At 70.6% G+C, this 22,037-nt stretch carries 23 protein-coding genes and 1 tRNA gene; 13 read left to right on the top strand and 11 right to left on the bottom strand.

The annotated features are described in order from the left end of the window. Positions 1–65: 65 nt before the first annotated feature. On the top strand, positions 66–950 hold the full coding sequence (locus AC1DVZ_RS16150) for an ABC transporter permease (protein WP_477619225.1): 885 nt from the start codon (positions 66–68) through the stop codon (positions 948–950). Positions 951–1,155: 205 nt separating this feature from the next. Here the strand turns inward: AC1DVZ_RS16150 and AC1DVZ_RS16145 are convergent. Together AC1DVZ_RS16145 and AC1DVZ_RS16140 are read right to left on the bottom strand one after the other, a co-directional pair. Then, positions 1,156–1,229: transfer RNA gene (locus tag AC1DVZ_RS16145), tRNA-Pro, on the bottom strand. A 103-nt stretch (positions 1,230–1,332) separates the two neighbouring features. Next, on the bottom strand, positions 1,333–2,268 hold the full coding sequence (locus tag AC1DVZ_RS16140) for a metallophosphoesterase (protein ID WP_477619224.1): 936 nt from the start codon (positions 2,266–2,268) through the stop codon (positions 1,333–1,335). 78 nt (positions 2,269–2,346) lie between these two features. On the opposite strand from AC1DVZ_RS16140, the gene AC1DVZ_RS16135 reads away from it, so the two are divergent. After that, positions 2,347–2,811 carry a GatB/YqeY domain-containing protein gene (locus tag AC1DVZ_RS16135; protein ID WP_477619223.1) on the top strand — a complete coding sequence of 155 codons (465 nt, stop codon included), beginning with the start codon at positions 2,347–2,349 and terminating at the stop codon, positions 2,809–2,811. A 118-nt stretch (positions 2,812–2,929) separates the two neighbouring features. Here AC1DVZ_RS16135 and AC1DVZ_RS16130 read toward each other — a convergent pair whose 3' ends face one another. Then, a complete protein-coding gene (locus AC1DVZ_RS16130) occupies positions 2,930–5,362 on the bottom strand; it encodes a transglycosylase domain-containing protein (protein ID WP_477619222.1) in 2,433 nt (810 codons plus the stop codon). Positions 5,363–5,684: 322 nt separating this feature from the next. Between AC1DVZ_RS16130 and AC1DVZ_RS16125 the strand changes: the two genes are divergently transcribed. Beyond that, positions 5,685–5,969 (top strand): WhiB family transcriptional regulator, encoded by a 285-nt coding sequence (locus AC1DVZ_RS16125; RefSeq protein WP_477619237.1) that lies wholly within the window; start codon positions 5,685–5,687, stop codon positions 5,967–5,969. A gap of 86 nt (positions 5,970–6,055) precedes the next feature. On the opposite strand, the gene bagB is transcribed toward AC1DVZ_RS16125, so the two are convergent. Genes bagB through AC1DVZ_RS16110 form a run of 3 tightly spaced genes read right to left on the bottom strand, consistent with a single transcriptional unit; the run spans position 6,056 to position 9,051 of the window. Then, positions 6,056–7,270 (bottom strand): ATPase BagB, encoded by a 1,215-nt coding sequence (gene bagB, locus AC1DVZ_RS16120; protein ID WP_477619221.1) that lies wholly within the window; start codon positions 7,268–7,270, stop codon positions 6,056–6,058. Further along, entirely contained in the window at positions 7,270–8,274 is a 1,005-nt protein-coding gene (gene bagA, locus AC1DVZ_RS16115) for an ATPase BagA (RefSeq protein ID WP_477619220.1), read from the bottom strand. Before bagA ends, bagB begins: the two co-directional genes overlap by 1 nt. Before the next feature lie 9 nt (positions 8,275–8,283). Next, positions 8,284–9,051: an alpha/beta hydrolase family protein gene (locus AC1DVZ_RS16110; protein WP_477619219.1), complete on the bottom strand. Its 768-nt coding sequence runs from the start codon at positions 9,049–9,051 to the stop codon at positions 8,284–8,286. A gap of 63 nt (positions 9,052–9,114) precedes the next feature. Here AC1DVZ_RS16110 and AC1DVZ_RS16105 point away from each other — a divergent pair, with 63 nt between their 5' ends. The 4 genes from AC1DVZ_RS16105 (at position 9,115) to AC1DVZ_RS16090 (ending at position 11,628) form a co-directional block, all read left to right on the top strand. Then, the gene (locus tag AC1DVZ_RS16105) at positions 9,115–9,270 is read left to right on the top strand and encodes a DUF4177 domain-containing protein (protein ID WP_477614564.1); all 156 of its coding nucleotides are present in this window, start codon (positions 9,115–9,117) and stop codon (positions 9,268–9,270) included. Further along, the gene (locus tag AC1DVZ_RS16100) at positions 9,270–9,746 is read left to right on the top strand and encodes a RidA family protein (protein ID WP_477619218.1); all 477 of its coding nucleotides are present in this window, start codon (positions 9,270–9,272) and stop codon (positions 9,744–9,746) included. Before AC1DVZ_RS16105 ends, AC1DVZ_RS16100 begins: the two co-directional genes overlap by 1 nt. Before the next feature lie 93 nt (positions 9,747–9,839). Continuing rightward, positions 9,840–10,691 carry an NUDIX hydrolase gene (locus tag AC1DVZ_RS16095; RefSeq protein ID WP_477619217.1) on the top strand — a complete coding sequence of 284 codons (852 nt, stop codon included), beginning with the start codon at positions 9,840–9,842 and terminating at the stop codon, positions 10,689–10,691. Positions 10,692–10,797: 106 nt separating this feature from the next. Continuing rightward, a complete protein-coding gene (locus AC1DVZ_RS16090; protein ID WP_477619216.1) occupies positions 10,798–11,628 on the top strand; it encodes an MBL fold metallo-hydrolase in 831 nt (276 codons plus the stop codon). 53 nt (positions 11,629–11,681) lie between these two features. Here AC1DVZ_RS16090 and AC1DVZ_RS16085 read toward each other — a convergent pair whose 3' ends face one another. Then, on the bottom strand, positions 11,682–12,359 hold the full coding sequence (locus AC1DVZ_RS16085; protein ID WP_477619215.1) for a Crp/Fnr family transcriptional regulator: 678 nt from the start codon (positions 12,357–12,359) through the stop codon (positions 11,682–11,684). A 120-nt stretch (positions 12,360–12,479) separates the two neighbouring features. On the opposite strand from AC1DVZ_RS16085, the gene nth reads away from it, so the two are divergent. Genes nth through AC1DVZ_RS16070 form a run of 3 tightly spaced genes read left to right on the top strand, consistent with a single transcriptional unit; the run spans position 12,480 to position 15,129 of the window. Further along, a complete protein-coding gene (gene nth / locus AC1DVZ_RS16080) occupies positions 12,480–13,229 on the top strand; it encodes an endonuclease III (protein WP_477619236.1) in 750 nt (249 codons plus the stop codon). Then, on the top strand, positions 13,226–13,918 hold the full coding sequence (locus AC1DVZ_RS16075) for an NUDIX hydrolase (protein WP_477619214.1): 693 nt from the start codon (positions 13,226–13,228) through the stop codon (positions 13,916–13,918). The genes nth and AC1DVZ_RS16075 overlap by 4 nt, the downstream gene beginning before the upstream one ends. Further along, the gene (locus tag AC1DVZ_RS16070; protein ID WP_477619213.1) at positions 13,918–15,129 is read left to right on the top strand and encodes a MarP family serine protease; all 1,212 of its coding nucleotides are present in this window, start codon (positions 13,918–13,920) and stop codon (positions 15,127–15,129) included. Before AC1DVZ_RS16075 ends, AC1DVZ_RS16070 begins: the two co-directional genes overlap by 1 nt. A 145-nt stretch (positions 15,130–15,274) precedes the next feature. Here the strand turns inward: AC1DVZ_RS16070 and AC1DVZ_RS16065 are convergent, their stop codons facing one another. From AC1DVZ_RS16065 to AC1DVZ_RS16050, 4 genes are all read right to left on the bottom strand, one after another. Next, complete coding sequence (locus AC1DVZ_RS16065) at positions 15,275–16,186, bottom strand: alpha/beta fold hydrolase (RefSeq protein ID WP_477619212.1); 912 nt, start codon at positions 16,184–16,186, stop codon at positions 15,275–15,277. A 58-nt stretch (positions 16,187–16,244) separates the two neighbouring features. Beyond that, complete coding sequence (locus tag AC1DVZ_RS16060) at positions 16,245–16,664, bottom strand: phage holin family protein (RefSeq protein ID WP_477619211.1); 420 nt, start codon at positions 16,662–16,664, stop codon at positions 16,245–16,247. 49 nt (positions 16,665–16,713) lie between these two features. Next, the gene (gene nhaA / locus AC1DVZ_RS16055; RefSeq protein ID WP_477619210.1) at positions 16,714–18,054 is read right to left on the bottom strand and encodes a Na+/H+ antiporter NhaA; all 1,341 of its coding nucleotides are present in this window, start codon (positions 18,052–18,054) and stop codon (positions 16,714–16,716) included. Between the two features lie 90 nt (positions 18,055–18,144). Then, positions 18,145–18,675, bottom strand: a complete 531-nt coding sequence (locus tag AC1DVZ_RS16050) for an NADPH-dependent FMN reductase (RefSeq protein ID WP_477619209.1) — start codon at positions 18,673–18,675, stop codon at positions 18,145–18,147. A 141-nt stretch (positions 18,676–18,816) separates the two neighbouring features. Here AC1DVZ_RS16050 and AC1DVZ_RS16045 point away from each other — a divergent pair, with 141 nt between their 5' ends. The 3 genes from AC1DVZ_RS16045 to AC1DVZ_RS16035 all read left to right on the top strand — a co-directional run. Next, on the top strand, positions 18,817–20,259 hold the full coding sequence (locus tag AC1DVZ_RS16045) for an NAD-dependent malic enzyme (protein ID WP_477619208.1): 1,443 nt from the start codon (positions 18,817–18,819) through the stop codon (positions 20,257–20,259). Continuing rightward, positions 20,256–21,512: a DUF6986 family protein gene (locus AC1DVZ_RS16040; protein ID WP_477619207.1), complete on the top strand. Its 1,257-nt coding sequence runs from the start codon at positions 20,256–20,258 to the stop codon at positions 21,510–21,512. The genes AC1DVZ_RS16045 and AC1DVZ_RS16040 overlap by 4 nt, the downstream gene beginning before the upstream one ends. A gap of 36 nt (positions 21,513–21,548) precedes the next feature. After that, positions 21,549–22,037, top strand: a 489-nt coding sequence (locus tag AC1DVZ_RS16035) for a helix-turn-helix domain-containing protein (RefSeq protein ID WP_477619206.1), incomplete at its 3' end; no start/stop codon positions are given.

Genomic DNA, 22,037 nt, shown 5'->3' with positions numbered 1-22,037 from the left:
ACAAGTTCGACAAGAAATACTGTTATCCGGTACGGCGTTCCGGTCAGCGATACGGAGGAAACCCAGTGAGCACCATCAACAAGGGCGACGGGCCTGAGGCGACGAAGGCTTCCTCCGCCGCGGCGCGAGACCGGTCACGTGGTCGCCAGCGTGCATCGCTTCGTCGTGTGGGGGAGAGCCGTGCTCTGCTCTGGATCACGACGCCCCTTCTGCTTGCTCTTTTCCTTGGAGTGTGGAAGGCCTACACGGTGCTGTTCGACGTCGGTCCGCTCCTCCTGCCTGCGCCCGAGGACGTCGGCGCGGCACTGGTCAAGCTCGTGCGTGAGCCGTTCATGTACGAGGCCATCCGGATCACGCTGTACGAGACCGTCGTCGGGTTTGCTCTCGCGGCTGTGGTGGGCATCTCCCTGGGGATCCTCCTCGGTCGAGCGCGCAACCTGGAGCGCGTGCTTTCTCCCTTCCTGGTCGCCACGCAGGTGGTGCCGAAGGTGGCGATCGTTCCGCTGTTCCTGCTGTGGTTCGGTTTCGGGACGACCTCGAAGATCTTCATGGCTGCGATCATCAGCTTCTTCGTGATGATGCAGAACACCATCCTGGGCATCCGCTCCATCGACCAGGGCCACCGTGACCTGATGAGGGTGATCCGAGCTCCGTGGTGGAAGCGAGTGATCTCACTGGACATACCGTCCTCACTGCCCTACGTCCTCACCGGCGTGGAACTTGGCATCGTGTTCGCCATCACTGGAGCAGTCGTCGGGGAGTACCTGGGAGGATCTGAGGGACTGGGAGCCCTCGCCGTGGTCATGCTGGCCAGCCTGCGCACCGATCAGCTGTTCGCGACCGTGATCATCATGACCCTGTTGGGTTTCCTGCTGTACGCGATCGTCGCAGGCATCCGACGGTTCGCGATCCCGTGGCACGAGTCGTCGGGTCGGCTCACCTCGCTGTAACCGATCGCTGCAAACCGAGAGTTTGGTTGCCACGGCGACACGGAAGGCCCCGGCGCACTCGCCGGGGCCTTGCGTTGCGTCGGGGTGACAGGAGCCCCCGTCGCGTCCGGCTTCGTCCCTCAGCCGCGCGCTCCGGCTCCCTGCATCATGTCCCCGGACGCGACAAAGGCCGGTCCGGCTGACGCCGTTCCGGCCCTTTGTCGCGTCGGGGTGACAGGATTTGAACCTGCGGCCTCTTCGTCCCGAACGAAGCGCGCTACCAAGCTGCGCCACACCCCGTGGCTATCGCCACCCACGCCAGTTCGACGGGAGCAGCGACATCGAAGGATAGCCCACCTGACCCGGCCCCTCCCAATCGGTGTGCCGGGTGCCCCGCGCCTGCTCAGGAGCCGACCGGCACCAGGGTCAGCAGACTGGCCTCGGGCCGGCAGGCGAACCGCACCGGCGCGTACGGCGAGGTGCCGAGCCCGGCCGACACGTGCAGCCACGCCGCGTCCGGGGGAGCCGCCGACGACGGCGCCGACCCGGCCCCTGGCCACCACCGCGAGACCCCCTTGGCGCGGTCGGTCGGCAGGTCGCAGTTGGTCACCAGCGCGCCGTGGAACGGCAGCGCGAGCTGGCCGCCGTGGGTGTGCCCCGCGACCAGCAGCCGAGCCCCGTCGGCCGCCATGGGGTCCAGCACCCGCTGGTAGGGCGCGTGCGTGACGCCGATGGTCAGTGCAGCCGCGGTGGACGCGGGACCGGCCACAGCGGCATACCTGTCCTTGTGGATGTGGGCGTCGCCGGTGCCGACGAGCTCCACCTCGGCGCCCCCCAGCGTGAGCGTCGTGCGCACGTTGTCGAGGTCCACCCAGCCGCCCTCGCGCAGGCCCGCGCGCAGCTCCTCGATGGGCAGGTGCACCAGCCCGGGCGGTGCCTCGGCATGGCGTCGGGTGAGGTAGCGAGCGGGGTTCTTCGGCACCGGGGCGTAGTAGTCGTTCGAGCCCATGACGAAGACGCCGGGGAACGCGAACAGCGGCTCCATCGCGTGCAGTGCCCCCGGAACGGCATCGAGCGCGGCCAGGTTGTCACCCGAGTTGATGACCAGGTCGGGCGACAGCGCCGCGAGCCCACGCACCCACTCGACGCGGCGGCGCTGCCGGGGCACGAGGTGCAGGTCCGAGATCTGCAGGATCCGCAGCGGACGCGCTCCCGGAGCCAGCACCGGCACGCTGAACCGGCGCAGCGCGAACCAGTTCCGCTCCACCGCACTCGCATAGCCGACGCCGGCCACACCGAGCGCGGCGACGCCGGCCGCAGCCCCCAGGATCGTGTTCATCACCGCCATCCTTGCAAAGCTATCGCCCCAACAGAAAGCCGGTAGGTCGGACCACCCACCGCCTGAGAGACTGGCCGCATGACCGACCAGAGCCTCAAGGCCACCGTCCAGAGCGACCTCACCGACGCGATCCGTCAGCGTGACCAGGTGCGTTCGGGCACCCTGCGTCTGGCACTGACCGCCATCACCAACGAAGAGGTCTCCGGCACCGAAGCCCGCGAGCTCAGTGACGACGAGGTGCTCAAGGTGCTCGCCAAGGAGGCCAAGAAGCGCAAGGAAGCCGCGACCGCCTACGCCGGCGCGGCCCGCCCCGAGCTCGCGGCCAAGGAGGAGGCCGAGCTCCTCGTGCTCGAGGCCTACCTTCCCGCCCAGCTCTCCGACGACGAGCTCACGACCATCGTCGCGGCCGCCATCGAGCAGACCGGCGCGACCGGTATGCCGCAGCTCGGCCAGGTCATGAAGGTCGCCCAGGGCGTCGTGGCCGGCCGCGCCGACGGCGGGCGCGTGGCTGCCGCCGTCAGGGCGGCACTGACCAAGGCCTGAGGTATGCCGCGTGGCTAGAGCGCACGCGCAGCGGCCACTCACGCGGCATACCGAATGGGGCGGGGCCCCCCACCGGGATGGTGAGGGGCCCCGCTCGGTCACGATGGTGGGGGTGGGATCACCCTGGTGGTGGCGGGAACGTGGGACCTGGACCGCCCTTGGTCTTGGTCGGCTTCGGGGTGGGGGTCGGCTTCGGGATGGGGACGAAGCCGGACGAGACGTAGAGGCCGACGGTCGACCCGCGGATGGCTGAGCCGCTCGGGTCGGTGTAGACCACGATGCCCTGCGGGTACCCGCTGTTGGCCTGCCCGGCCACCTGGACGAGGAAGCCGGCTTCCTTGAGCCGTGCGCTGGCCTCGGCGATCGACATGCCGCTCACGACCGGCACCGCGATGCGGTCGCCGTTGAGGACCTTGTTGCTGGGTTCGCCGAACTGCCGCTCGGGCATGCCCTCGGAGGCGCCGAGCATGATCGCCCGCCACGTCGGGGCGGACAGCGTGCCACCGAAGATGTCGCCGTAGCTGCGGCCGCCGAGCGTCAGGTTCCGGAGGCTGGACTGGCTGTCGGGGGTGCCGATCCACACCGCCGTCGACAGCTGGGCGGTGTAGCCGATGAACCAGCCCTCGGCGTTGTCCTCGGTCGTGCCCGTCTTGCCCGCGGCCGGACGGCTGCCGAGCGAGGCGGCCTTGCCGGTGCCGTTCGTGATGACGCCCTTGAGGAGCTCGGTGGTGCCGCGCGCGATGTCCTTGTCGATGACCTGCTTGCAGGGGTTGGCGCCGATCTTGAGCGGCTTCTTGTCCGCCGTGGTGATCGAGAGGATGGGGTTCGGCGGGCAGTACTTGCCGTCCGCGGCCAGCGTCGCGTACGACGCGGCCAGGGTCAGCGGGGTCGCGTCCGACGAGCCGAGCGTCACGGGGGAGGGGTAGCACTCGATCTGCGCGCCGCTGCCCTGGTGCAGCCCCATCGTCGTCATCGTCTTGCGGACGTTCGAGACGCCCAGCTTGAGCACCAGCGAGGCGAAGGCGGTGTTGACCGAGCTGGCGGTCGCCTTCTTGAAGGGGATCGGCTTGCCGCCGATCGACTCGTCGTTGCGGACCTCCCACGCGACCTGCGAGCCGCAGGATCCCTGCTCCGCCGGGCTGTAGACGGCCGGTCGCTTGGTGTTGGCGTACTTGGAGGGCACGGTGCCGTTGACCGACAGACCCTTCTCCAGCGCGGTGACGATGGCGTACATCTTGGCCGTGGACCCGAAGTGCTGGCCCACGGTGCCGCCGTACCTGCGGTCCACGTTCAGGTTCACCTGGTTGTAGGCGACGCTGGTGTCCTTGCTGGACCTGGGGAAGCTGGTGTTCTGGACCATGGCCACGACCCGGCCGGTCCCCGGTGCCACGATGCTGGCTGCGGCGCCCACGAACTGCGTCCTGCCGCTCTTGGAGTTGTCTCCCTTGGCCCGTCGCAGCGCCTTGTTGCCCACCGGCACACGCTTGGTGAGCTCCTTGAGCGCCATCTTCTGCACGACGGGGTCGAGGGTGGTCTGGATGGTCAGCCCGGCGCCCGTGATGTTCTTGATCCGCTCCGGCTCCGACTTGCCGAGGGCGTCCAGGGCGTGGTTGCTGGTGTCCTTGAGGTAGGCCATGACGTAGTTGCAGAAGTACGGCTCCGACGACGCGGCGCAGTTGCTCAGCGGGTTCTTCAGCTTGAGCATCTTCCGGACCGGGATCGCCTTGGCGGCCTTGAGCTCCTTGTCGGTGATGATGTTGAGGGAGCGCATCCGGTCCAGGACGACGTCGCGGCGGGCCTGGGCCTTCTCGGGGTTGTTGCGGGGGTCGGTCTTGCCCGGGTTCTGGACGAGCCCGGCCAGCAGGGCCGCCTGGGGGAGGTTGAGCTTCTTGGCGCTGACGCTGAAGTAGTGCTGGGCGGCGGCTTCGATGCCGTACGCGAGGTCGCCGTAGTAGGCCAGGTTGAGGTAGCCCTGCAGGATCTGGTCCTTGGTCATCTCCTTCTCCAGGGTGACCGCGTACTTGATCTCCTGCACCTTGCGCGAGGCGCTCTTGCGCACCGCGGCCTGGGCCGCTTCCTCGTCGTTGTTGCGCAGGGCGTTCTCCTGCAGCGTGAGCTTGACGTACTGCTGGGTCAGCGTGGAGGCACCCTGGGTGTCCCCGCCCTGGGCGTTGGACGCCACCGCACGCAGGATGCCGCGGGGGTCGACGCCGCCGTGCTCGTAGAACCGGCTGTCCTCGATCGCGATCTGCGCCTTCTGCATGATCGGCGCGACGTCCTTGAGGTTGACGATGATCCGGTTCTCCTGCTGGGGAGTCGCCAGGATCCCGCCGCGCGCGTCCTTGATCGTGGACTGCTGCGACAGCTGGGTGGCGGTGAACTCCCCCGGGAGGTCGTCGAACATCTTCACTCCACCGGTGGCCGTGCGGCCCGTGGCGAAGGCTGCGGGGATCAGCAGACCGGCCGCCAAGATGCCCGCAACCATCGCCGTGGCGACAAAGGCTCCGAGCAGACTGACAACTTTTCCGAGGTCGGTGGCGCGTTCGTGCATGGCCACAGGGTAACTGCCGAACATGGGGTAACCCGGTTCCGGACGACGAGCGCTTCGAATTGGGCCCACTTGTCACGTTTGCCGTGTTTGGCCTTCACCCCTTCGTGCTGGGACGGCATGGCTCGAAATGACTAGTCCCTTCGGCCATCGCAGAACTACACGAATGGGCCATGTCGTGAAGGTGCCTTCACTTCCTATCGTTTTCAAACGTCGATACGGACATAAGACGCACAGCGAAGCGTCTGAATCAGCAGTATCTGGAGGCACTGAGATGACCATCGCACCAGCGCGACCCGGCGGACAGGCTGTCGGCATGGGATGGATGGATGACTGGGCGCCCATGGGCTCCTGCTCCAAGTCCGACCCGGATGCCCTGTTCGTCCAGGGCGCAGCGCAGCAGACCGCAAAGGTCGTCTGCCAGCGGTGCCCCGTCATCGCCGAGTGCCTCGCGGACGCCCTCGACAACCGCACCGAGTTCGGCGTGTGGGGCGGGATGACCGAGCGTGAGCGCCGGGCCCTGCTCAAGCGCCGACCCAACATCTCCTCGTGGGCCGCCCTGTTCGCCCAGGCCCGCAACCAGACGCCGGCGGAGGCCGAGAGCGCCTGACTGGTCCCACCCCCCGACTCCCACCTCCACGACAAGGTCCCTGCCCATCCCCCCGGGTCAGGGACCTTGTCGCGTCCGGAGGCGCTTCACCCGGCGGTCAGGGCGGTGGCGATCTCGCGCAGGCCGTCGAGGTCGTGAATGTCCTGCGCGGACGCCGGGACCTCGACGACCGGTATGCCGGGGTGTCCGGCCGTGAACCGAGCGGCCAGTCGCTCCTGTCGCGCCGCCGTCTCGGCCAGGGACGCGTGCAGGCGGAGCAGGCCTTCGGCCGTCGCCGCCGTGGGGGACGGGTCGTCGGCATCGGCGAGCTGCTCCGCCGCTGCCAGGGCTCGTGCGGCCGTCAGGGAAGGCGCGGCCACGCGCTGGATCCGGTTCACGACCAGGCCGGCGAGCGGCATACCCTCCTCGTCGAGGCGGCCGGCGAAGAACGACGCCTCGCGCAGCGCGTCGCGCTCCGGCGCGGCCACCACGACGAAGGCCGTCTCCGAGTCCTTGAGCAGGGCATAGGTCTGGTCGGCGCGCTCGCGGAAGCCACCGAACATCGTGTCGAGGGCGGCCACGAAGGTCTGCACGTCCTGCAGCAGCTGGCCGCCGAGCACCTTGGACAGGGTGGTGGTGACGACGTTGACCCCGACGCTGAACACCTTGAACCCGGCGCGCCCACCGGCCTTGGCCGGGGCGGAGAGGAGCCGGATGAAGCGGCCGTCGAGGAACGACCCGAGGCGCTTGGGGGCGTCGAGGAAGTCCAGCGCCGACCGTGACGGGGGCGTGTCCACGATGATGAGATCCCAGCGGCCGTCGCGGCCGGCCTCGGCCCGCAGCTGGCCCAGCTTCTCCATGGCCATGTACTCCTGCGTGCCGGCGAACGAGCTGGAGACGGCCTGGTAGAAGGGGTTGGCGAGGATCTGGGCGGCCTTGTCTTGGGTGGCGTGCTGCTCGACCACCTCGTCGAAGGTGCGCTTCATGTCGAGCATCATCGCGTCGAGCGAGCCGCCCGGCTGGTCGCCCGTGACGACGCCGAGCACCGGACGGGGCGTGTTGTCGAGCTCGGTCAGTCCGAGCGACTGGGCCAGCCGGCGGGCCGGGTCGATCGTGAGGACGACGACCTTGCGGCCGTGCTCTGCCGCCCACAGCCCGAGTGCGGCGGCCGTCGTGGTCTTGCCGACCCCGCCTGCCCCACAGCAGACGACGATCCTGGTCGAAGGGTCGGTCAGCAGGGCCGCCAGGTCGAGGGCGGCGGTCTTGCCGGGGGTGGAGCTGCCTGATGCGGGAGTGCCTGATGCGGGCGTGCGTGCGGCCATCAGACCATCCCCTGCTCGCCCAGCGACTGCGCCAGCACGGTGATCCCGCCGGCCTCGGTGCCCTCCGCCAGGAAGGGCAGCCGGATCGTGAGCCGGCCCTCCTTCTCCAGGATCGCGTCCTGCTCTCGCTCGAGGGCGATCCGGTCGGCGTGGTTGGCGCCGTCGGCGAGCAGGCCGGCGACCATGCCGTCGGTGACCCGCACCCCGACCGTGGCGAGATCGGCCGCGACGCCCTTGGCCAGCCTCCCGTTGCGGGCCCGGCGCACCGACGACAGCGCCTTGTCGGAGAGCAGTGGGTCGCGCAGCTGGTTTACGACGATGGCCCCCAGCGGAAGGTCCGTGCGACGCAGCTCGGCCAGGGCGTCGACCGTCTCCTGCACGGGCATCTCCTCGAGCAGCGTGACGACGTGGACCGCGGTCGTGTGGCTCCTCAGCATCCGGGTGATCGAGTCGGCCTGCGACCGGATCGGCCCCACCTTGGCGACGTCCGCCACCTCGGCGTTCACGTTGAGGAAGCGCACGACGCGCCCGGTCGGGGGAGCATCGAGCACCACGGCGTCGTAGGCCGGAGCCGCCGGTCCCTTGCCGGTGCGGCGACCCGCAGCCTCGTAGACCTTGCCGATGAGCAGGACGTCGCGCACCCCCGGCGCGATGGTCGTGGCGAAGTCGACCGCACCGAACCGGTCGAGCACCGTCATCGCCTTGCCGACCTTGTAGAACTTCTGGAGGTACTCGCGCAGCGAGTCCTTGGCGTCGACCGAGATCGCCCAGAGCTGTCCACCGCTGCGGTCGGTCAGGATGCGCGTCTCGGTGTGACCCAGCGGCGGCACGTCGAACGTCTGCGAGATCCCCTGCCGCCCTTCGACCTCGGCCAACAGCACCCGCTTGCCCTGCCGGGTGAGGGCCAGCGCGAGCGCCGCAGCCACCGTGGTCTTCCCCGTGCCGCCCTTGCCGGTGACCACGTGGAGCCGGACCTGCGACAGGTCGTGGGTGGTCTCGGGCATGCCGCCAGCCTAGGAGGCGAGCACGTCGACCGCGGCGAGGACCTGCGCGAAGGCCGGGTGCTCGGGGTCGATCAGCCCGTAGTGCCCCCCGCCCTTCACCGGCGTGAGGCGCACGTTCGGCGCGTGGTGCGCCGCGGCATACCGCTCGCTCTGGTCGAACGGCACCACGTCGTCGTCGTGGGCGTGCACCAACAGCGCAGGTATGCCGGGTGCGAGCCCGAGCGGGTCGGCCGCGGCATACGCCTCCGGTGAGTCGGTCGGCCAGCCGCCCAGGAAGTCGGTGATGGCGGTGCCCCCCACGCCGGTCTCGGCGCCGTGACCGAGGGCGAGGACGCCGGCCAGGCTCACGATGCCGCGCAGGCCGTGGGCCCACGGCTGGGCGGCGGCCCAGGCGACGAGCTGGCCCCCCGCCGAGTGGCCGACCAGCACCGGAGGGTGGCCGAGATCGGGGTCGCGACGCACGGCGCTGATGGCGGCCGCGACGTCGTCGGCGGTGCCGGGCCAACCACCACCGGGCATCCCCGGCCGGCGGTACTCGACGGCGGCTGTGGGGTAGCCGGCGTCCGCGAAGGCCTGGGCCTGACGGCTGGCGTGGGTGCGGTCGTACTCGGGACGCCAGAACCCGCCGTGCACGACGACCACGGTGAGGTTCCGGGTGACCCGGTCCGGCAGGCGCACGTCGTAGACCTGGGCGGGATCGTCGCCGTAGGCCGTGGTGCGCGTGGGGGGAGGGGCCACCTCGTCGAGCACCTGGCTGGGGTCGCGATGGGTGGCCATGCCCCCATCCTCGTGCACTCCTGCCCGTCGGCGCCCGGACATCACGGGGATAGGCTGCGGGACATGCAGAAATGGGAGTACGCGACGGTGCCGCTCATCGTCCACGCCACCAAGCAGATCCTCGACCAGTGGGGTGAGGACGGCTGGGAGCTGGTCCAGGTCCTCACCGGTCCTGACGGCAACGGCCTGGTCGCCTACCTGAAGCGGGAGAGAGCCTGATGAGTGCAGTCGAAGATCGTCTGGCCGAGCTCGGCCTGACGGTGCCCGAGGTCGCCAAGCCGGTGGCCGCCTATGTCCCCGCGATCCAGGATGGCCGCCGGATCTACACCTCCGGGCAGCTGCCCATGGTGTCCGGCGCCATCGTCCAGACCGGCAAGGTCGGCGAAGGCCACGGCCTCGTGCCGCCGGAGGACGCGAAGAAGCTCGCGGAGCTCTGTGCGCTCAACGCCATCGCCGCCGTCAAGAGCATCGTCGGCGACCTCGACAAGGTGACCCAGGTGGTCAAGCTGGTCGGGTTCGTCGCGTCCGACCCCGCCTTCACCGGTCAGCCCGGCGTCATCAACGGCGCGAGCGAGCTGATGGGCAAGGCCTTCGGCGACGCGGGCATCCACGCCCGGTCGGCCGTCGGGGTCGCCGTGCTCCCGCTGGACGCGCCCGTCGAGGTCGAGATCGTCGTCGCCCTCGCCGACGAGTAGTCCTTTGCCCCGCGTCCTCCCACCGGTTCGATGTAAACACGCCGGTTGTTACCGGCGGTTCTACATCGACCGGGTGGGCGGTGGGGTGGTCCCGTGGTGATCCGCGAGTTCCCGATCGCCGACTCACCGTCCCTGCGGGCCAGGGCGGACTCCTGGCTGAGTGCTCCCTCGCCCGACGGTCCGGTGGTGCCCAAGCGCGCCGCCACCGTCATGTTCGTGCGCGACTGGGCTTCGGACGGTGACTCGGGGGTCGAGGTCTTCATGCTGCGCCGGGTGGCGACGATGGAGTTCGCCCCGCGCATGATGGTCTTTCCGGGCGGTGGGGTCGACCCGCGCGACGCCGACCCCGGTCTGCCGTGGGCCGGCCCGACGCCCGCCGAGTGGGCCTCGCGACTCGAGGTGGACGAGCCAACGGCTCGGGTGCTCGTGGCGGCGGCGGTCCGTGAGGTGTTCGAGGAGTGCGGTGTCCTGCTGGCCGGTCCGAGCGCCGACGAGGTGATCGCCGACGTCAGCAGCCAGCACTGGCACGAGCAGCGCCGACGCCTGCTCCAACGCGAGGCCTCGCTGTCAGAGGTGCTCCGTGAGCACGACCTGCTGCTGCGGTCGGACCTGCTCGGCTACCGCGCCCACTGGATCACCCCCGAGTTCGAGGTGCGGCGCTACGACACCCGGTTCTTCAGCGCGGCCGTCCCGCAGGGTCAGCGCGCCGACGACGACACCACCGAGGCCGACGTCGCCGACTGGGTCCGCCCGGCTGACCTGCTGCAGGCCTGGCGGGACGGCGCTGCCCTGATGCTCCCGCCCACCGTCGTGGCCGTCGAGGAGGTCGCTGCCGCGACGTCGGCCGTGGAGTTCATCGCCGAACGTCCCGTGATCGCCCCCGTGCAGCCCGAGCTGGTCGACACCGGCAACGGCCTGGTGATGCGGGCGGACCTCCCCCGATGACTGCAGCAACCTTTGCTAGCAAAGGAAACTCGCTCACGGACAGGTTGCACACTGTCCGTGAACGAGGAACCTTTGCTAGCAAGGGTTCCTCGAGGGGTGGCCCGGGGTGAGTCCCGCGCAGCCGCCCGAGCCGTCCGCGGCGTTCGGTGACTGGCACGGCGGCCAGGTCACCGACCGCGCCCTTTGCGTCCTGTGCCCGAACCCGAGCCCGATGACGCTCGACGGCACCAACACGTGGGTGCTGCTCGAGCCGGGTGCCACCGATGCGGTCGTGATCGACCCCGGCCCTCTCGACGAGGGCCACCTCCGGGCCGTCGTCGACGCCGTGTCCGCCCTCGGCGCCCGGGTCGCCCAGACGATCCTCACCCACGGACACGCCGACCACGCCGAGGGAGCAGGGCRCTTCGCGGAGCTCACCGGCGCCCCGACCCGCGCGGTCGGGCGGGGGCACGACGACCTGGCCGACGGCGACGTCATCACCACCGGCGGCCTCGACCTGCGGGTCGTCGCCACTCCCGGTCACACCTCCGACTCGCTCTCGTTCGCGCTCGCCGCCGACCACGCCCTCCTCACCGGCGACACAGTCCTGGGGCGCGGCACCACGGTGGTCGCGCACCCCGACGGTGAGCTCGCGGCATACCTCGTGTCGTTGGAGCGCATCGCGCGGCTGACCGGCGACGGTGCGGTGACCGCGATCCTGCCCGGGCACGGGCCGGTCGTGCCGGACGCCGCGGCGATGGTCGCGTTCTACCGGACCCACCGCGCCGAACGCCTCGAGCAGGTTCGTCAGGCGCTGGCTGACGGAGCGGGAGAGGCGCCTGACGTGGTGCAGGCCGTGGTCGAGCGGGTGTATGCCGACGTGCCCCGCGAGGTCTGGCCGGCCGCGGCGATGTCCGTGGCGGCCCAGCTGGACTACCTCCGGCGCGATTCGATGTAAACGCGCCGGGAAACCCCGGCGTGTTGACATCGAACGGGCGAATCAGGGGCGAATCACCGGGCGCGGCGCTGGAGGCGCTCGACGTCGAGCAGGAGGACCGCCCGGGCCTCGAGGCGCAGCCACCCGCGGGTGGCGAAGTCGGCGAGGGCCTTGTTGACCGTCTCGCGGGAGGCGCCGACCAGCTGGGCGAGCTCCTCCTGGGTGAGGTCGTGGGCGACGAGCACCCCCTCCTCGACGGGGCGGCCGAAGCGGGCCGACAGGTCGAGCAGCGCCTTGGCGACGCGGCCGGGCACGTCGGTGAAGACGAGGTCGGCGAGGTTCTCGTTGGTGCGACGCAGCCGCTTCGCCAGGGCCGCGAGCAGGACCTTCGCGACGCTGGGGCGACCCTCGAGCAGGCCGTTGAGGTCGTCGTTGCCGATGCCCAGCAGCTGGGTCTCGGCCACCGCGGTCGCCGTCATCGTGCGCGGGCCGGGGTCGAACAGGCTCAGCTCGCCGAACATCTCGCCGGGGCCGAGGATCGCCACGAGGTTCTCGCGACCGTCGGCGCTGCGGCGACCGAGCTTCACCTTGCCCTCACGGATGACATAGAGCCGGTCGCCCTGGTCGCCCTCGGTGAACAGCACGTCACCGCGCTCGAGCCGAGTCTGCGTCATCGAGGCCATCAGCGTCGAGGACGCCTCGTCGTCCAGCGCAGCGAACAGCGGGGCCTTCTTCACCACGTCGTGATCCACGGGCGACAGTGTGCCACGTCGGATGTCCGCGCCGCCCCGTAGTCTGTGGAGGTGTCTGGATCCCCCGTGCCGGCCGCCCGTGAAGAGTCGCCCGTCGCCCTCACCAGGCGTGCCCGGCGGATGTACCGGGCGCTCCACGAGCACTACCCCTACGCCCACTGCGAGCTCGACTTCGAGAACCCGCTCCAGCTGCTCGTGGCGACCGTCCTGTCGGCCCAGACCACCGACGTCATGGTCAACAAGGTCACGCCCCAGCTCTTCGCGCGCTACCCCGACGCCGCGGCGCTCGCCGGCGCGGACCGCGAGGAGATGGAGACCCTGCTCAAGCCGACAGGGTTCTTCCGTGCCAAGACCAGCTCGGTGATGAAGCTTGGCGCCGAGCTCGTCGAGCGCTTCGACGGCGAGGTGCCCCCACGGATGAAGGACCTCGTCACCCTGCCCGGTGTCGGGCGAAAGACGGCCAACGTCGTGCTGGGCAACGCCTTCGGCATCCCGGGCATCACCGTCGACACCCACTTCGGGCGGCTGGTCCGACGGTTCGGCTGGACCGCCGAGGACGACCCGGTCAAGGTCGAGCACGCCGTCGGGGCGCTGATCCCGCGCAAGGAGTGGACGATGCTGTCGCACGTCCTCATCTTCCACGGCCGGCGCACCTGCCACGCCAAGAAGCCGGCCTGCGGTGCCTGCCCCGTCGCCCGGTTGTGCCCGTCCTACGGCGTCGGCGAGACCGACCCGGTGAAGGCCGACAAGCTGCTCAAGTTCGAGCTCGCCCCCGGGGCGACCAATCCGTATGCCGTGTCGGCGCCTGCCGCCGCCGGCGCGCCGCCGCAGCCACGCGGCATACCCACGGTGGGGGTCACCACCTCGTGACCACGGCCCGCCCTGCGTGGATCGACCGCGCCCGCGACGCCATCGCAGCCGCCGACCGGGGCTACTTCGAGACGTTCGCACCACCCCCCGAGGGTGGGCAGCGCTCCAGCGTGATGATCCTGTTCGGGCCCTCCGACGGTGAGGGCGAGGACGTCGTGCTGACCGAGCGGGCGCACACCCTGCGCACCCAGCCCGGCGACATCTCCTTCCCCGGTGGCAAGCGCGAGCCCTCCGACGCCTCCGCCGCCGCGGCCGCCCTGCGCGAGACGCAGGAGGAGGTGGGGATCGACCCCGCGACGATCGACGTCGTGGCGACCCTGCCGGACATCTACCTCAGCCCGCGCCGCTTCGTCGTCACCCCCGTGCTGGGGTGGTGGCGCGAGGCAGGTCCGCTCGATGGCGTCGACCCCGTCGAGGTGCACCGGGCAGTGCGGGCGCCGCTGGCCGACCTGCTCGACCCGGCGGCCCGGTTCACCGTGTCGCACCCCAGTGGCTACCGGGGGCCGGGGTTCGAGTTCGACGGCCTCTTCGTGTGGGGATTCACTGCTGGGCTGTTGTCCGCAGTGCTCGATTTCGGAGGTTTGACCGTTCCGTGGGACCGTAGCGTCGAGCGTCCACTCCCCGATCGGTACCGGCCGGGTGGGTCCCAGGATGCTCTGACCAAGACCGCGACGGAAGGCCGAGCCTGATGTTCCTCGGACTCACCGTCCTGGACTACCTCCTGATCCTGCTCTTCATCAGCTACGGCTTCACCGGCTTCCGACAGGGTTTGGTGGTCAGCGTCTTGTCCCTCGCCGGCTTCTTCCTCGGCGGGGCGCTCGCGATGTGGCTGCTGCCCAAGGCGATCGGTCACTGGACCGAGCTCGAGTCCTCACCGCTGCTGCGTTCGGTCGTGCTCATCGCCGGGGTGTTCATCCTGGCCTCGAGCGGCCAGGCGGTCGCCGTGGCGATCGGTGGGTCGCTGCGGTCACGCCTCAGGATCAAGCCGGCCCAGTGGTTCGACGCGACGTTCGGAGCGGTGGCCGTGGTGCTGTCCGCCGCGATCCTCGTGTGGTTCATCGCAGGCGCCCTGCGCGGTGGCGCCCCGGCACCCATCGCCAAGGCGATCGGTGAGTCCCGGGTGCTGCGCACCATCGACAACGTGGTGCCCCCGGGCACGTCGAAGCTCTTCGCGTCGTTCCGTGAGGTGCTCGACCGCGAGGGATTCCCGCGGGTCTTCGACGGGCTCGAGAGTGAGCGGATCGCGCCGGTCGCGCCTCCGGACCCGTCTGCCGCCCAGACCGCCGGCGTGCGTGATGCGGCGGCCTCCATCATCAAGGTCACCGGGGTCGCAGCTGCCTGCAACCGCGGTCAGGAGGGCAGCGGATGGGTCGTCGCCCGCGAGCGGGTGGTGACCAACGCCCACGTCGTCGCCGGCATGGAGACCGCCACGCTGCGCATCCACGGCACCGGGCGGTCCTACACCGGCCGGGTCGTCCTCTTCGACGCGAAGCGTGACCTCGCTGTCCTTTCGGTGCCCGGCCTTCCCGCTGAACCGCTGCGCCAGGGCCCGGACCTCGCCCGCGGCGACGGCGGGGTCGTGGCAGGCTTCCCCCTCGACGGGCCCTACCGGCTCGACCCGGCCCGCGTCCGCGAGGTCGTCAACGCACGGGGATCGGACATCTACGGTAGTCCCGGGACCAGTCGTGAGGTCTACTCGCTGTACGCCCAGATCCGTCCGGGCAACTCCGGGGGTCCGCTGCTGTCGACCGACGGCCGGGTCGTCGGTGTGGTGTTCGCCAAGTCGCTGGACGACCCCAGTACGGGTTATGCCCTGACCATGGAGGAGGCCCGTCCGGTCCTCGATGCCGCGTCAGGCGCCGCCTCGCCGGTCGACACCGGCGCCTGCGTCGCCAGCTGACCCGCGACTTCTCCCGCACTTCTGGCCAGGCATGCGGCACGCGGGGCTGGAAATCCTCCCCTCGTGCGGCACCCGTGGCCAGAAGTCGGGAGGGGGCCGGAGTCAGTGGGAGTCAGTGGCGCGCTGGCTGGTCAGCGGAGGGTGGTCAGCGGAGGGTGGCGAGCCAGGCGCAGAGGTAGTCGTTGACCATGCTTGGCGCCTCTTCGGGCAGGAAGTGGCCCGCCCCGGGCACCAGGTGTCGTTCGAACGGGCCCGCGACGTAGTCGGCCGAGTCGCTGGAGGTGTCGGGCAGCACCGCTCGGTCGTGCTCGCCGTGGAGCTGAAGCACGGGCAGCGTGATGGTCGTCCGCATCCTCGCGGCGAACCGCCAGCCGTCGGGCCGGAACTGGCTGCGCACGACCCAGCGGTAGTACTCCGCGGCCGAGTGCGCCACGAACGGCAGGGCCATCGCGTCGGCGTAGGTCCGCGCCTCCTCGGGCGAGGGCCAGATCCCTTCGGGTGAGGCCCACTCGCGCAGCAGCCGCTGGACGTAGCCGCCGTGGACGGTCATCTGCCGCTCCGGCACGAACGGCCGTTGCAGGCCGCCGAGATAGGCGTTGGCCTTGAGCTGTCGGGGGTTGGCGAACGACGCCTTGCGGAACACCAGCGGGTGCGGCATCGAGAGCGACGCGATGGCGCGGGTGACGGTCGGCTGCAGGGTCGGCATGCTCCAGGCGATCCAGCCGCCCCAGCCGTGGCCGACGACGACCGCGCGCGAGGCGCCCAGCGAGCGCAGCACCGAGGCGACGTCGGTGGCCGACGTGCGGGTGTCATAGCCGCGTGGTGGCTTGTCGGACGCGCCGTAGCCGCGCAGGTCCATCGCGCACGCCCGGTAGCCGGCGTCGGCGAGCGCCTGCATCTGGTGACGCCAGGCCCACCAGAACTGCGGGAACCCGTGCAGCAGCAGGACGACCGGCCCCTCACCCTGCTCGGCGACGTGGAAGCGGGCACCGTTCGCTGCGACGAACCGGTGCTCCCACGGGCCCTCGATGAGGGCCATCGAGGCGTCGAGACTCATGACTGGGTATGCCGTTCGGCTGGGTGTGGGGGTGGTGAAGCGCTGGGCGTCGGCCGGGTCAGGACGCGGACTTGACGGCGGTGACGGTGTCCTGGGCGTTCTTGATGGCGCGCTCGGGCTTGCCCTTGATCTTCTTCACGCTGTTGCGGCCGACGAGCGCCAGGATCGCGGCGACGAGGAAGAGCAGTCCGGTGGTGATGAGGTAGCCGGCCCACTCGGGGAGCCAGATGTCGATCACGGCGACGATGGTGTGGAAGAGGAAGATCAGGCCGAGCAGGGCGACGAAGGCTGCCGCCGCGAACATCCCCGCACCAGCGGCTGCCTTCTTGGCGTCGGCGGCGATCTCGGCCTTGGCCAGCGCGATCTCACTGCGGACGATCGTCGAGACGTCGTGGGTCGCGTCGGCGACGAGCTGTCCGATGGTCCGCTCGGTGCCCGCCTGCGTGCCCGTCTGGTTGTTCACGTTGTGTGTGGCCATGCGCGATCACCTTCGCTTCCTGAGAGTCCGGTGTGCCGGCCTGCCAACCCTAACGGCGTCGTCCGGGCTCCACATCCGAGACCTCGAAGCAGTCAGGGACACCATCCCCGTCGTCGTCGCGGGACTCGAGCTCGGAGAGGCGCCGGTAGACCCGGTTGCGGGCACGCAGGACGACCGTGGCCAGAGCCGCCGCGGTGAGCGAACCCACCAGGACCGCCAGCTTGACGTGCTCGTCGCGAGGGCTGCCCGCGCCGAAGGCCAGCTCACCGACGAGCAGCGAGACGGTGAACCCGATCCCGGCCAGCAGGGACAACCCCACGACGTCCCACCACGCGAGGTCGTCATCGAGCTCGGCCCTCGTGAACCGGGCGAACGCCCACGTCCCACCGAAGACGCCCACCAGCTTGCCGAGCACGAGTCCGAGCACGACCGCGAGGGCCGCCTCGTCGGCGAGGCTGTCGCCGAACCCGCCCCCCACCACCCGAACGCCGGCCGCGAAGAACGCGAACACCGGCACGGCCACACCGGCCGACAGGGGTCGCAACCGGTGCTCGAACCGCTCGGCCACGTCGACGTGCGCCTCCAGGGTGCTCACCCGGGGGACACGAGGACGCGGCTTGACCGGCACGACCAGGCCCAGCAGCACCCCCGCCACGGTGGCGTGGACCCCGGACCCGTGCACCAGTCCCCAGGTGAGGGCGGCCAGTGGCACGAGCAGCCACCACCTGACGACCCGTCGCTGCACCAGCCACGCGAACGCCGCGAGGGGAACCAGCGCCAGTGCCAGCAGGGCCGGGTCGAGGCTCTCGGTGTAGAAGATCGCGATGATCGTGATCGCGACGAGGTCGTCGACGACCGCCAGGGTCAGCAGGAAGCTCCGCAGCGCCGACGGCAGGTGGGTGCCGATCACCGCGAGCACCGCGAGGGCGAAGGCGATGTCCGTCGCTGTCGGGATCGCCCAGCCGCGGAGAGCTTCACTGGAGGCACCCAGGAAGGTGACGGTCACGGCATACACGATCGCGGGGAGGGCGACCCCGCACAGGGCGGCGGCCACCGGCAGCGCGGCCCTGGCGGGGGTGCGGAGCTCGCCGACGAGGAACTCGCGCTTGAGCTCGAGGCCGGCGACGAAGAAGAACAACGCGAGCAGTCCGTCGGCCGCCCACTGCCCGAGGGTGAGGTGCAGGTGCCACGCCTGGGGCCCTGCCTGCCAGTCACGCAAGGAGGCGTAGGACTCGAACCAGGGCGAGTTGGCCCAGGCCAGCGCTGCGATCGCCGCGGCCAGCAGGAGGGTGCCGCCGACCGTCTCGGTGCGCAGCGCGCCGCTGACGCGCTGCGCCTCCTGCCACGTGGTGCGGGCGAAGAGGCGGGGCCGCAGGGGGTTGAGGCTCACTGGGGGCCTTTCGGGGTCGATGCCGGCTCAGACGTCCGCAGACGCCGCCGACCAGACTTCCCGGCACACCAGTTGCTCCTGGTGCCCATCCTAGGCGCGAGCGGTGGCGAGCAGCTCGGCGAACATGGTGTCCAGGGCCAGCTGCTCCGCCTCACCCGCCTGCACCTCGCCCTCCTGGGTGAGCGTCTTCCCGAAAGCCAGCCCGGGGCCGTCCACGACCGTCATCTTGACCCGCTCGAGGGTCTGGCGCAGGGCCGACTTCGCGTAGCTCGCGCCGTGCCAGCCGTAGCCGACGCACCCGACGGCCAGGCCCTCCCACTCGGCGTAGAGGAAGTCGATCGCGTTCTTGAGCGCCGCGTTGTAGCCGCGGTTGTACTCGGGCATGACCAGCACGAGCGCGTCGGTCGCCTGCATCGCCGCCGACCACCGACGGGTGTGCTCGTGGGCGTAGTTGCCGTCGGCGGGCTGGCCGGGCTCGTCGAGGAACGGCAGGCCCAGCTCACGCAGGTCGTGAACGGTGACCTCGAACCCCGGGGGGACCGCGTCGAGCACCCACTGCGTGACGAGGTGGCCGATGCGGTGCGGGCGGGTGCTGGCGATCACGACGGACAGGCGCGGCATGCGCTGCAGTCTGTCAGGCGGGACCGATCCTCCTTCGGCACGCTCGCAGGCGCTCTTGTCAGGTCGACAGACGCTGGGTAGCATTCCGCAAATCAGAAGTAAACTTCCATGATGCGAAATATCAGCGAAGGGAATCAGGGCATGTCGGCACCGAGCCCCGGGTACTCCATCACCGTGCGCGCCGAGGCGCCGGCCACGATCGACACGACGGGGGACCTGGCTGCAGCGGTCGCGTCGGCGGGTGGCGCCCTCACCGCCCTCGACGTCGTGGAGTCCCACAGCAACGTCCTGGTGGTTGACGTCACCTGCAACGCCTCCGACGCGGACCATGCGGACCGCATCACCGCCGAGATCGCGGCTGTTCCCGGCGTGACGGTCCGCAAGGTCAGCGACCGCACGTTCCTGCTCCACCTCGGCGGCAAGCTCGAGGTGGTGCCCAAGGTGCCGCTGAAGCACCGGGACGACCTGTCCCGCGCCTACACCCCGGGCGTCGCACGGGTCTGCCTGGCCATCGCGGCGAACCCCGACGACGCGCGGCGCCTGACGATCAAGCGCAACACCGTCGCCGTCGTCACCGACGGCTCGGCCGTCCTCGGCCTCGGCAACATCGGACCCGCGGCAGCGCTGCCCGTGATGGAGGGCAAGGCCGCCCTCTTCAAGCAGTTCGCCGGGGTCGACGCCTGGCCGGTCTGCCTCGACACCCAGGACGTCGAGCAGATCATCATGATCGTCAAGGCGCTCGCGCCGGTCTACGGCGGCGTGAACCTCGAGGACATCTCGGCCCCCCGCTGCTTCGAGATCGAGCGACGGCTGCGCGACGAGCTCGACATCCCCGTCTTCCACGACGACCAGCACGGCACCGCCATCGTCGTGCTCGCCGCCCTGACCAACGCGTTGCGGGTCGTCGACAAGCGGCTCGAAGAGGTGCGCATCGTCGTCTCGGGAGTCGGCGCGGCCGGCCACGCGATCGTGCGGCTGCTCGCCGCCGAAGGCGCCACCGACATCATCGGGTGTGACCGACACGGGGCACTGGACCCGTCGGTCACTCCGAGCGACGAGTTCCGCGGCTGGATCGCCAAGAACACCAACCCTGCCCACGTCCAGGGGACCCTGAAGGAGGTGCTCAAGGGAGCAGACATCTTCGTGGGTGTCTCGGCGCCGAACCTGCTCGACGGCGATGACATCGCCTCGATGGCCGAACGCGCTGTGGTCTTCGCCCTCGCCAACCCCGATCCCGAGGTGGACCCGGTGGCGGCGAGCCGGCACGCGGCGGTCGTGGCGACGGGGCGGTCGGACTACGCCAACCAGATCAACAACGTGCTGGCCTTTCCCGGCTTCTTCCGTGGGCTGCTCGACGCGGGAGCGAGCGACATCACCGACGAGATGATGATCGCGGCGGCGACCGCCATCGCCGACTGCGTCCACCCTGACGAGCTCAACGCCAGCTACATCGTGCCCAGCGTCTTCGACGCCGACGTCGCCCCGGCGGTCGCCGCCGCGGTGCGCAAGGCCGCCGGCGCCACCACACGGCATACCGCCGGCACGACTCATCCCCACACCACGACGGAGGCCCCCGCCCGATGACAGTGGACCTGGACGCCCTGAGCGCCACCCTCGACGAGCGGCTCCGCGATGCCGATGCGGCGCTGGCGCGGCAGTTCCCGGGCGAGCGCGCGATCCGGCAGCCGGTGCACACCGTCTACGTGCCGGCCGACCGCTACGACTCCGCCCTCGTCCCCCGGTGGCAGGGGGAGGCGCTCGCCGCCCTCGCCGACCACGGCCGTGGCGTCACGGACCTGGCCGAGGCCTTCGGCCTGCGTCCAGACCTCGCGGTGGACCTCTCCGGCCGCCTGCGCGACAAGCTGGAGCGCGAACCGATCGAGGACCTGCGGATCGACTTCGAGGACGGCTACGGGACTCGAGGCGACGACGAGGAGGATGCGGCGGTCGACGCAGCCGCCGAGAACTTGGTGCGCGCCATCGACAGCGGTCACGGCACGGCCTTCTCCGGCATCCGGTTCAAGAGCTTCGAGGCGCCGACGCGTCAGCGCGGGCTGCGCACCTTCGCCCGATTCGTCGCGGCCGTCACGAGGGAGGGCCGCCTGCCGGACGGCTTCGTGGTGACCTTCCCCAAGGTCACGTCCATCGAACAGGTCGAGGCGATGGTCATCGCCTGCGAGCAGGTCGAGGCCGGTGTCGGGCTGGACGCGGGCGCGATCCGGTTCGAGATCCAGGTGGAGACGCCCCAAGCCATCTGTGGCCCGGACGGCACGGCCCTCGTCGCCCGGATGGTGCACGCATCAGCTGGTCGATGCACCTCCCTGCACTACGGCACGTACGACTACTCGGCGTCGTGCGGCATCGCGGCGGCGTACCAGTCGATGGAGCACCCCGCCGCCGACCACGCGAAGGCCGTCATGCAGGTCGCTGCCGCCGGCACCGGCGTGCACCTCTCGGACGGGTCCACCAACATCCTTCCGGTAGGCACCAAGGATCAGGTCCTGGCCGCCTGGCGGCTGCACGGGCGACTGGTCCGTCGCTCGCTCGAGCGCGGCTACTACCAGGGCTGGGACCTGCACCCCGCGCAGCTCCCCAGCCGGTTCCTCGCCACGTACGCCTTCTACCGCGAAGGCCTGGGTGCTGCCGGCCAACGCCTCAAGAACTATGTGGGACAGGTGGATTCGGGTGTCATGGACGAACCCGCCACCGCCCGCGCCCTGTCCGACTTCGTGGTCCGCGCGCTCGACTGCGGTGCCACGGACGAGCAGGAGGTGAAGCACCTGACCGGCCTGGACCGAGCCGCCATCGACCGCCTCGCGAAGCGCTCACCGAGCTGAGGGACGTCCGGCACCTGACCCGGGTAGGTTGGCGGCATGCAGGTGCGGGTGGAGTTCACGACCGAGCCGTTCCACGGCGAGGACGACCAGCTGCCGGCGCACGTCACCGCCGCCGCCGACGTCCTCCGGTATGCCGGGTTGTCACCCGACCTGGGCCCGCTCGGCACGTCCGTGGAGGGCGACGCCGAGGTGGTCGTCGACGCGATGGCGGTCGCGCTCAAGGAGGCGTTGTCCCACGGCGCGACCCGGGTGACCCTGACCCTCGGCGACGTCGACGCGGTGACCGCTGCTGCGAACGCGACCGGTGCGGGGGACGTCGCGGCCGGTGCCACCGACCTCACCGACGGCCTGTCGCGGCTCATCGCAGACGTCGAGCGCGAGCTCGGGGGCTCGCTCGCGGCCCTGCCGCGGGCCGAGAAGCAGCACGCCGTGCGGCTGCTCGAGGAGCGCGGCGCGTTCGAGATGCGCCGCAGTGCCGAGACGGTCGCGGAGGCGCTGGGCCTGACCCGCTTCACCGTCTACAAC

Source organism: Pedococcus sp. P2_E5 (genome assembly GCF_056403895.1).
This window is presented reverse-complemented; position numbering and strand designations above follow the sequence as displayed.

Coding starts and splice junctions, on each gene's coding strand:
- AC1DVZ_RS16040 (WP_477619207.1), top strand. CDS start 20,256: ATGACAGTGGACCTGGACGCCCTGAGCGCCACCCTCGACGAGCGGCTC.
- AC1DVZ_RS16100 (WP_477619218.1), top strand. CDS start 9,270: ATGAGTGCAGTCGAAGATCGTCTGGCCGAGCTCGGCCTGACGGTGCCC.
- bagB (WP_477619221.1), bottom strand. CDS start 7,270: ATGGCCGCACGCACGCCCGCATCAGGCACTCCCGCATCAGGCAGCTCC.
- AC1DVZ_RS16110 (WP_477619219.1), bottom strand. CDS start 9,051: ATGGCCACCCATCGCGACCCCAGCCAGGTGCTCGACGAGGTGGCCCCT.
- AC1DVZ_RS16060 (WP_477619211.1), bottom strand. CDS start 16,664: ATGGCCACACACAACGTGAACAACCAGACGGGCACGCAGGCGGGCACC.
- AC1DVZ_RS16045 (WP_477619208.1), top strand. CDS start 18,817: ATGTCGGCACCGAGCCCCGGGTACTCCATCACCGTGCGCGCCGAGGCG.
- nth (WP_477619236.1), top strand. CDS start 12,480: ATGTACCGGGCGCTCCACGAGCACTACCCCTACGCCCACTGCGAGCTC.
- AC1DVZ_RS16125 (WP_477619237.1), top strand. CDS start 5,685: ATGGATGACTGGGCGCCCATGGGCTCCTGCTCCAAGTCCGACCCGGAT.
- AC1DVZ_RS16105 (WP_477614564.1), top strand. CDS start 9,115: ATGCAGAAATGGGAGTACGCGACGGTGCCGCTCATCGTCCACGCCACC.
- AC1DVZ_RS16140 (WP_477619224.1), bottom strand. CDS start 2,268: ATGAACACGATCCTGGGGGCTGCGGCCGGCGTCGCCGCGCTCGGTGTG.
- AC1DVZ_RS16050 (WP_477619209.1), bottom strand. CDS start 18,675: ATGCCGCGCCTGTCCGTCGTGATCGCCAGCACCCGCCCGCACCGCATC.
- bagA (WP_477619220.1), bottom strand. CDS start 8,274: ATGCCCGAGACCACCCACGACCTGTCGCAGGTCCGGCTCCACGTGGTC.
- AC1DVZ_RS16130 (WP_477619222.1), bottom strand. CDS start 5,362: ATGCACGAACGCGCCACCGACCTCGGAAAAGTTGTCAGTCTGCTCGGA.
- AC1DVZ_RS16070 (WP_477619213.1), top strand. CDS start 13,918: ATGTTCCTCGGACTCACCGTCCTGGACTACCTCCTGATCCTGCTCTTC.
- AC1DVZ_RS16065 (WP_477619212.1), bottom strand. CDS start 16,186: ATGAGTCTCGACGCCTCGATGGCCCTCATCGAGGGCCCGTGGGAGCAC.
- AC1DVZ_RS16135 (WP_477619223.1), top strand. CDS start 2,347: ATGACCGACCAGAGCCTCAAGGCCACCGTCCAGAGCGACCTCACCGAC.